A 6,335-nucleotide genomic window follows, 5' to 3' on the forward strand; every position below is an offset into this window, starting at 1 on the left:
AATTAAACCGCGAATTAATCTAGTCGTCTCGCGGGCATTATATCCCCGCGACCCGAATCCTGCCCCCCAAAGTTGCCTGCCAGCCCGGAATGACTATGCAAACTGAGATCGAGATAAAGTTTTTTGTCGCCCGCGACATTCAAGCCGAGTTATCCAACCTGCTGAATTCTCTTGAGATTAAAGAATCATCACAACAGCAGCTCGGCAACGTCTATTTCGATACGCCGACCTTGGCTCTGCGCCAGCTGGAGATGGGGCTGCGCATTCGCCGCTGCGATGCCTTTGCCGAACAGACCATCAAATGCCGCGGCCAGGTGGTGGGCGGCCTGCACGCCAGACCCGAGTACAACACCCCTGTCAGCGGCGATCTGCCGACCCTCTCGGCCTTTCCCGATAAGATTTGGCCGACTCTGACCGAGCGCGACCACATTCAGCAACAGCTGGTCGCCCAGTTTCGTACCGACTTCCTGCGCCGCCATTGGCTGATCGCCTTCGAGGGGGCCGAGATTGAGCTGGCCTGGGATCAGGGAGAGATAGTCGGCAGTCAAGGCAGCACCACCATCAACGAGCTGGAACTGGAACTCAAATCAGGCGCTACCGCGGCGCTGTTTGCACTGGCCCGGCGCCTTGCCAGGATTGGCGGGCTGCGTCTCGGCGCCCAATCCAAGGCCCAGCGCGGCTATCGACTGGCTGGTCTTGGCAAACCGCTGGCCCTGCAGGCGCTGGTCGAGCATGAAGGTATGGATGGCATAACGGGGGTAAGCGAGGGGCTGCGTCACTGGCAGCATCACGAGCAGCTCTGGCTGGAGCATCCGCAGGATAAAGGCGTTCAACAGCAGGCACTCGCAGCCCTGTGCCAGGGGATCGATCTGGTCGCCCGCAGTGCGGCCACGCTGCCACAACCAGCGCCCTGGCTGCCCGCCCTGACCAGCCTGCAAGCCCAATCGGACGAGCATGACGAGTGGCCTGCCGAGCTGGCCGAGCTCTTCCTCTATCCGGCATATGTCGAGTTGCAGCTGGCCATCACCGCATGGCTGCATCACGCAGCCTGAGTGGGGCGATGTCGTAAATAAAGGCCAGAAACAAAAGCCAAAAACAAAACGGGTGAGCCTTGGCTCACCCGTTTTGCACTACAGCAGGTTGAGCTGCTGCATGGCGCTGCGAATGCGCTCGCGAGTCGCCTCCGACAGCGGCATCACCGGCAGACGACACTCCTCGCTACAGAAACCGAGCAGGGAAGCGGCAAATTTGGCACCGGCCGGGCTCGGCTCGGCAAACATCGCCTGATGGAGCGGAATCAGCCGGTCTTGCAGCTCACGCGCTTCTTGCCACTTGCCAGCCAGCGCCAAATTTTGAACCTCGGCCACCAGCTTGGGGGCCACGTTGGCGGTCACCGAGATACAACCCTGACCACCGCCGATGTTGTAGGCCACGGCAGTAGCATCTTCACCGGAGAGCCAAGAGAAGGGCTTTTTGATCAGCTGGCGCTCGGTCCAGGGGCGGGCCAGATCGCCAGTCGCGTCTTTCACCCCGGCAATGCGCGGCAGCTCGGCCAGACGGGCCAGGGTCGCCGGTTGCACGTCAACGATGGCGCGCGGCGGGATGTTGTAGACGATGATCGGCTTGGCGGTGGCATCGTGTACTGCCTTGAAGTGGTGGTAAAGCCCCTCCTGATTGGGACGGTTGTAGTAACCGGCTACATGCAGGGTGGCATCGGCGCCCACCCGCTCGGCATGGAGGGTGTACTCGATGGCTTCGACCGGATTGTTGGAGCCCGCTCCGGCAATCACCGGAATACGGCCAGCGACCTGTTTGACCACCAGCTCCACCACCCGGCAGTGCTCGTCGTGGGTCAGGGTCGGGCTCTCACCCGTGGTACCGACCGGCACAATGCCGTGAGTACCCTGCTCGATATGCCACTCAACCAGACGCAGCAGCGCCTCTTCATCCAGCTTTCCCTGTCGAAACGGGGTGATCAACGCAACGATTGAACCTTGAAACATGGGATCTCCTTCTCCTAAATGACGCGCATATGGCAATAAAAAACCCCGGTACGATGTGCGCAACCGGGGTTTGAAGCTTCTCAGGGATGAGAGGTTACGCGCGAACGTCGGCAGGCCCGAATTTCAGGCTTTTTTTGTGCTTTCGTTTCAACCCGTTGAACCGCATTTCGTCATCTCTGGTCAAAAAATGGTGTCTGGGCATATTTCGGGAACACGGCATAAATGTCAAGGCGAAAGGGGCTATGTATAATGGCCGCCCAAAATTGCGTGGAGAGACCCGATGAGCAGCCCAATCAGTGCCGTCAGCCAGATGCTGGAACGAAACCAAGCCCTCTTTGTCGGCAAGCGGCTACTTGTCTGTGGCGCGCTGGAGGATGACTATCCCCGCCAGCTGGCGAGCCTGGCCCAGACCCTGACCGTCTTTACTACCGATTACTGCTACTACCGCAGCCAGCAGGCCGCCCTCGGCGAGGCCATTCTGTTCGACCACCAGCTAGGCGGAACGCCCCGCTTCGATGCCCTGTTACTGCTGATGCCCAAGGCCAAGGCCGAGGCACAATATCTGCTGGCCATGATGACCCCCTTGCTGGAAGCGGGTGCCGATCTGTTCCTCGCCGGTGAAAACCGCGGCGGCATCAATGGCGCCGACAAGCTGCTGGCCCCCTATGGCGAAAAGCCGGTCAAGCGCGATTCGGCGCGCCGCTGCTCCCTCTATCACGGTGAGCTGAGCCAACCGGTCGCCCCGTTCGATCTGGATAGCTGGTTTGGCCGCTACCAGTGCAAGGCGGGTGATACCGAGCTGACCGTGCTGGCACTGCCCGGCGTATTCAGCGCCGCCGAGCTGGATCTCGGCACCCAGATGCTGCTGGCCGCGGTGCCGCCGATGAAGGGCGAGCTGCTCGATTTCGGCTGCGGCGCCGGGGTGATTGGGTCCGTACTGGCCAAGCGCAATCCGGATCTGCAGGTCAACATGGTGGATATCAGCGCGCTGGCGCTCGAATCGAGCCGCCGCACCCTGGCGATCAACGGTCTGCAGGGCAAGGTCACCGCTTCCGATGTCTACTCGGATGTCTCCACCCGTTTCCAGCACATCGTCTCCAACCCGCCATTCCATGCGGGTCTCAAAACCTTCTATGCGGCAACCGAGCAGTTCCTGGCCAAGGCGCCGGAATTTTTGCTGTCAAATGGTTCGCTGACCATTGTTGCCAACGCCTTCTTGCGCTACCAGCCTATACTGGAGACACACTTCAAACGGACTGAAGTGATCAGCAGTGATGCCAAATTCAAGGTCTATCTGAGCAAAATGTAAATAAGTGTAAGCAGCACAATAAAACAGCTAGAGAGCGCCATCCGGCATCTGATAAGGTATTAAGCGCATGATAAAAACCACCCCTTTAGGGGTGTTTTTATACCGAACATTGAAAACCTTTTCATGTTGTTAATTCAGGGAGAGAAATACGATGGCAGGCATATTGACCATGATCCTGGCTGGTGGCGAAGGTACTCGCCTGCAGCCTCTGACCACTACCCGCAGCAAGCCTTCCGTCCCCTTTGGTGGCAGCTACAGGCTGATCGACTTTGTCCTCAACAACTTCGTCAACGCCGACTTTCTGCGTATCTATGTACTGACCCAATTCAAATCCCAGTCCCTTTACCTGCACATGAAGAAGGGGTGGAATATCGTCGGCATCACCGACCGCTTTATCGATCCCATCCCGGCCCAGATGCGGATGGGCAAACGCTGGTATGACGGCACCGCCGACGCCATTTACCAGAACCTCGGCTTTATCGAGCGGGCCGAACCGGATCATGTCTGCATCTTCGGCTCCGACCACATCTACAAGATGGATGTGAGCCAGATGGTCACCTTCCACAAGCAGAAGAACGCCGCCATGACGGTCGCGGCACTTCGCATGCCCATCGAAGAAGCGAGCGCCTTCGGGGTGATCGAGGTGGATACCGAAGGGCGGATGATCGGCTTTCAGGAGAAACCGAAACAGCCGAAACACATTCCCGGCGATCCGACCCAGGCGCTGGTCTCCATGGGCAACTACATCTTCGAGACCGAAGCGCTCTGCCGCGAGTTGAAGCGGGATGCCGCCGAGGAGAACTCCAGCCACGACTTTGGCAAGGATGTGATCCCGAGCCTCTACCCACGTGCCCCCGTCTATGTCTATGACTACAGCACCAACGTCATCCCCGGCGAGAAACCGCACGTCTACTGGCGGGATGTGGGCACCCTCGACTCGTATTGGCAAGCGCACATGGACTTGGTGGCCGACAATCCCCCCTTCTCCCTCTATAACCGCAAGTGGCCCCTGCACACCCACTATCCGGCGCTGCCGCCTGCTACCTTCATCGACAGCGACGAGTGCAAGGTGAAGATCGCCAACTCGCTGATCTCCGCCGGTTGCTTCATTCAGGGCAGCCAGATCCAGCGATCCATCCTTGGTTTCCGCTGCAATATCGGCGCGTGCAGCCATATCAGTGAATCCGTGCTGCTGGGGGACGTGAAGATTGGTGAAGGCTGCTCCATCCGGCGCGCCATCATTGATAAAAACGTTGAAATTGCGCCAGGCACCGTTATCGGTGAAAATCTGGACCACGATAGAGAGCGATTTACCGTATCCGAAGGCGGTATCGTGGTGGTACCTAAGGGAGCAAGAGTTGGCTATTAACCCACTGAAAATCCTGTTTGTTGCCTCGGAAGTTGAGGGGCTGGTCAAGACCGGGGGCCTGGCCGATGTCGCCAGAGCCCTGCCGATGTACCTGGCCCAGAAGGGACATGATGTCAGGATCATGCTGCCCTTCTACAAGACGATAAAGCGACGGGATGAGGCCAGACTGGTGGCGTCACGCTGGTTGCCAACCCACCCCGGGCTGCCCGATATCGGTTATCGCATCTACCAGATGGAGCTGGATGGCGTCTGCGTCTATCTGCTCGACTGCCCGCAATATTTCGATCGTCCCCAGCTCTACGCCGAGAACAATCAGGCCTATCCGGATAATGGCGAGCGCTTTGCCTTCTTCTCGGCCGCGGCCCTCCATGCCTGCGAGCAGCTCGGCTTTGCCCCGGATATCGCCCACTGCAATGACTGGCACACCGGCCTGCTGCCACTGCTGCTGAAAACCCGTCACGCCCACAACCCCTTCTTCCAGCAGACCCGCAGCGTGATCAGCATTCACAACGCGGCGTTTCAGGGGGTGTTTGGCCGCGAGCAGTTCTGGGCCATGCCCGAGATCGCCGACTACGAACGCCGCATCAACTACGACTACGGCCACGTTAATCTGCTCAAATGCGGGGTGCTCTACGCCGACAAGATCAATGCGGTCAGCCCCAACTATGCCCAGGAGCTGTTGACTCACCTCGGCGCCCACGGCATGGCGCATATCTTCCAGCAACGGGCGGCGGATCTCTGTGGCATCCTCAACGGTTGCGACTACAAGGACTGGGATCCGGAGTTCGACGAATTCCTACCTGCGACCTACAGCATCGACAACATGGCAGGCAAACAGATCTGCAAGCAGAGCCTGCAGCAGGAGGCGGGGCTGGCCGTGGCGGACTTGCCCATCTACGGCATGGTTTGCCGCCTGACCGAGCAGAAGGGCGTTCCCCTGCTGCTCCCTGCGCTGGAGAAATTCCTCCACCATCAGGTACAAGTGGTGATCGTCGGCTCTGGCGATCCTGCGCTCGCCACGCAACTGCAAACCATGGCCCGGGATTATCCGGGCAAGCTCGCCTTCATCAACACCTATGACGATCGACTGGCTCATCTGGTCGAAGCCGGTGCCGACTTCTTCCTGATGCCCTCGTTGTTCGAGCCTTGCGGCCTCAACCAGATGTACAGTCTCGCCTATGGTACCCTGCCACTGGTGCGCGCCGTGGGTGGTCTGAAAGATACCGTGGTGGATTGGGATGCGGATCCCGAGCATGCCACCGGCTTCTGCTTCAACGATCCGACTGCCGCCATCCTGCTCGATACCATGCGCCGCAGCCTGCTCTATTTCCTGCAGGACAAAGAGCGCTTTGCCAAGGTGCAGCGCAATGCCATGAGCACCCGCTTCAACTGGCCTGACTCGGTCACCCAGTATGAACGGATGTATCAGAGCGCATTGGGCCGTTACTGAACGCCAAACGTCAGCTGATTGCTGAAGTTTTGTACCCTTGGCGCAACTTTGGGCGTCAACAGCGAAAAAAGTCCCCTTTGGCTGTTGACGCTCCCCCAAAACTCTATAGAATCCCCCTCCGCAGTGATGCGAAGGTGGCGGAATTGGTAGACGCGCTAGCTTCAGGTGTTAGTGTCCCACGGATGTGAGGGTTCGAGTCCCTCT

At 58.9% G+C, this 6,335-nt stretch carries 5 protein-coding genes; 4 read left to right on the forward strand and 1 reads right to left on the reverse strand.

The features are described 5' to 3' along the window. Positions 1-95 precede the first annotated feature (95 nt). Entirely contained in the window at positions 96-1,052 is a 957-nt protein-coding gene (locus NOM06_RS12745; protein ID WP_255911828.1) for an inorganic triphosphatase, read from the forward strand. Positions 1,053-1,130: 78 nt separating this feature from the next. On the opposite strand, the gene dapA is transcribed toward NOM06_RS12745, so the two are convergent. Beyond that, positions 1,131-2,003 (reverse strand): 4-hydroxy-tetrahydrodipicolinate synthase, encoded by an 873-nt coding sequence (dapA, locus tag NOM06_RS12750; RefSeq protein WP_255911829.1) that lies wholly within the window; start codon positions 2,001-2,003, stop codon positions 1,131-1,133. 280 nt (positions 2,004-2,283) lie between these two features. Here dapA and rsmC point away from each other — a divergent pair, with 280 nt between their 5' ends. The 3 genes from rsmC to glgA all read left to right on the forward strand — a co-directional run bounded on the left by rsmC (position 2,284) and on the right by glgA (position 6,131). Next, positions 2,284-3,312: a 16S rRNA (guanine(1207)-N(2))-methyltransferase RsmC gene (rsmC, locus tag NOM06_RS12755; RefSeq protein ID WP_255911830.1), complete on the forward strand. Its 1,029-nt coding sequence runs from the start codon at positions 2,284-2,286 to the stop codon at positions 3,310-3,312. 151 nt (positions 3,313-3,463) lie between these two features. Beyond that, the gene (glgC, locus tag NOM06_RS12760; RefSeq protein ID WP_005357829.1) at positions 3,464-4,681 is read left to right on the forward strand and encodes a glucose-1-phosphate adenylyltransferase; all 1,218 of its coding nucleotides are present in this window, start codon (positions 3,464-3,466) and stop codon (positions 4,679-4,681) included. Next, a complete protein-coding gene (glgA, locus tag NOM06_RS12765) occupies positions 4,671-6,131 on the forward strand; it encodes a glycogen synthase GlgA (RefSeq protein WP_108540481.1) in 1,461 nt (486 codons plus the stop codon). Before glgC ends, glgA begins: the two co-directional genes overlap by 11 nt. The last annotated feature ends 204 nt before the right edge of the window (positions 6,132-6,335 follow it).

It is taken from the genome of Aeromonas sp. JL9, from assembly GCF_024436075.1.
Classification (GTDB): Bacteria; Pseudomonadota; Gammaproteobacteria; order Enterobacterales; family Aeromonadaceae; genus Aeromonas; species Aeromonas veronii.

Coding starts and splice junctions, on each gene's coding strand:
- rsmC (WP_255911830.1), top strand. CDS start 2,284: ATGAGCAGCCCAATCAGTGCCGTCAGCCAGATGCTGGAACGAAACCAA.
- glgC (WP_005357829.1), top strand. CDS start 3,464: ATGGCAGGCATATTGACCATGATCCTGGCTGGTGGCGAAGGTACTCGC.
- NOM06_RS12745 (WP_255911828.1), top strand. CDS start 96: ATGCAAACTGAGATCGAGATAAAGTTTTTTGTCGCCCGCGACATTCAA.
- dapA (WP_255911829.1), bottom strand. CDS start 2,003: ATGTTTCAAGGTTCAATCGTTGCGTTGATCACCCCGTTTCGACAGGGA.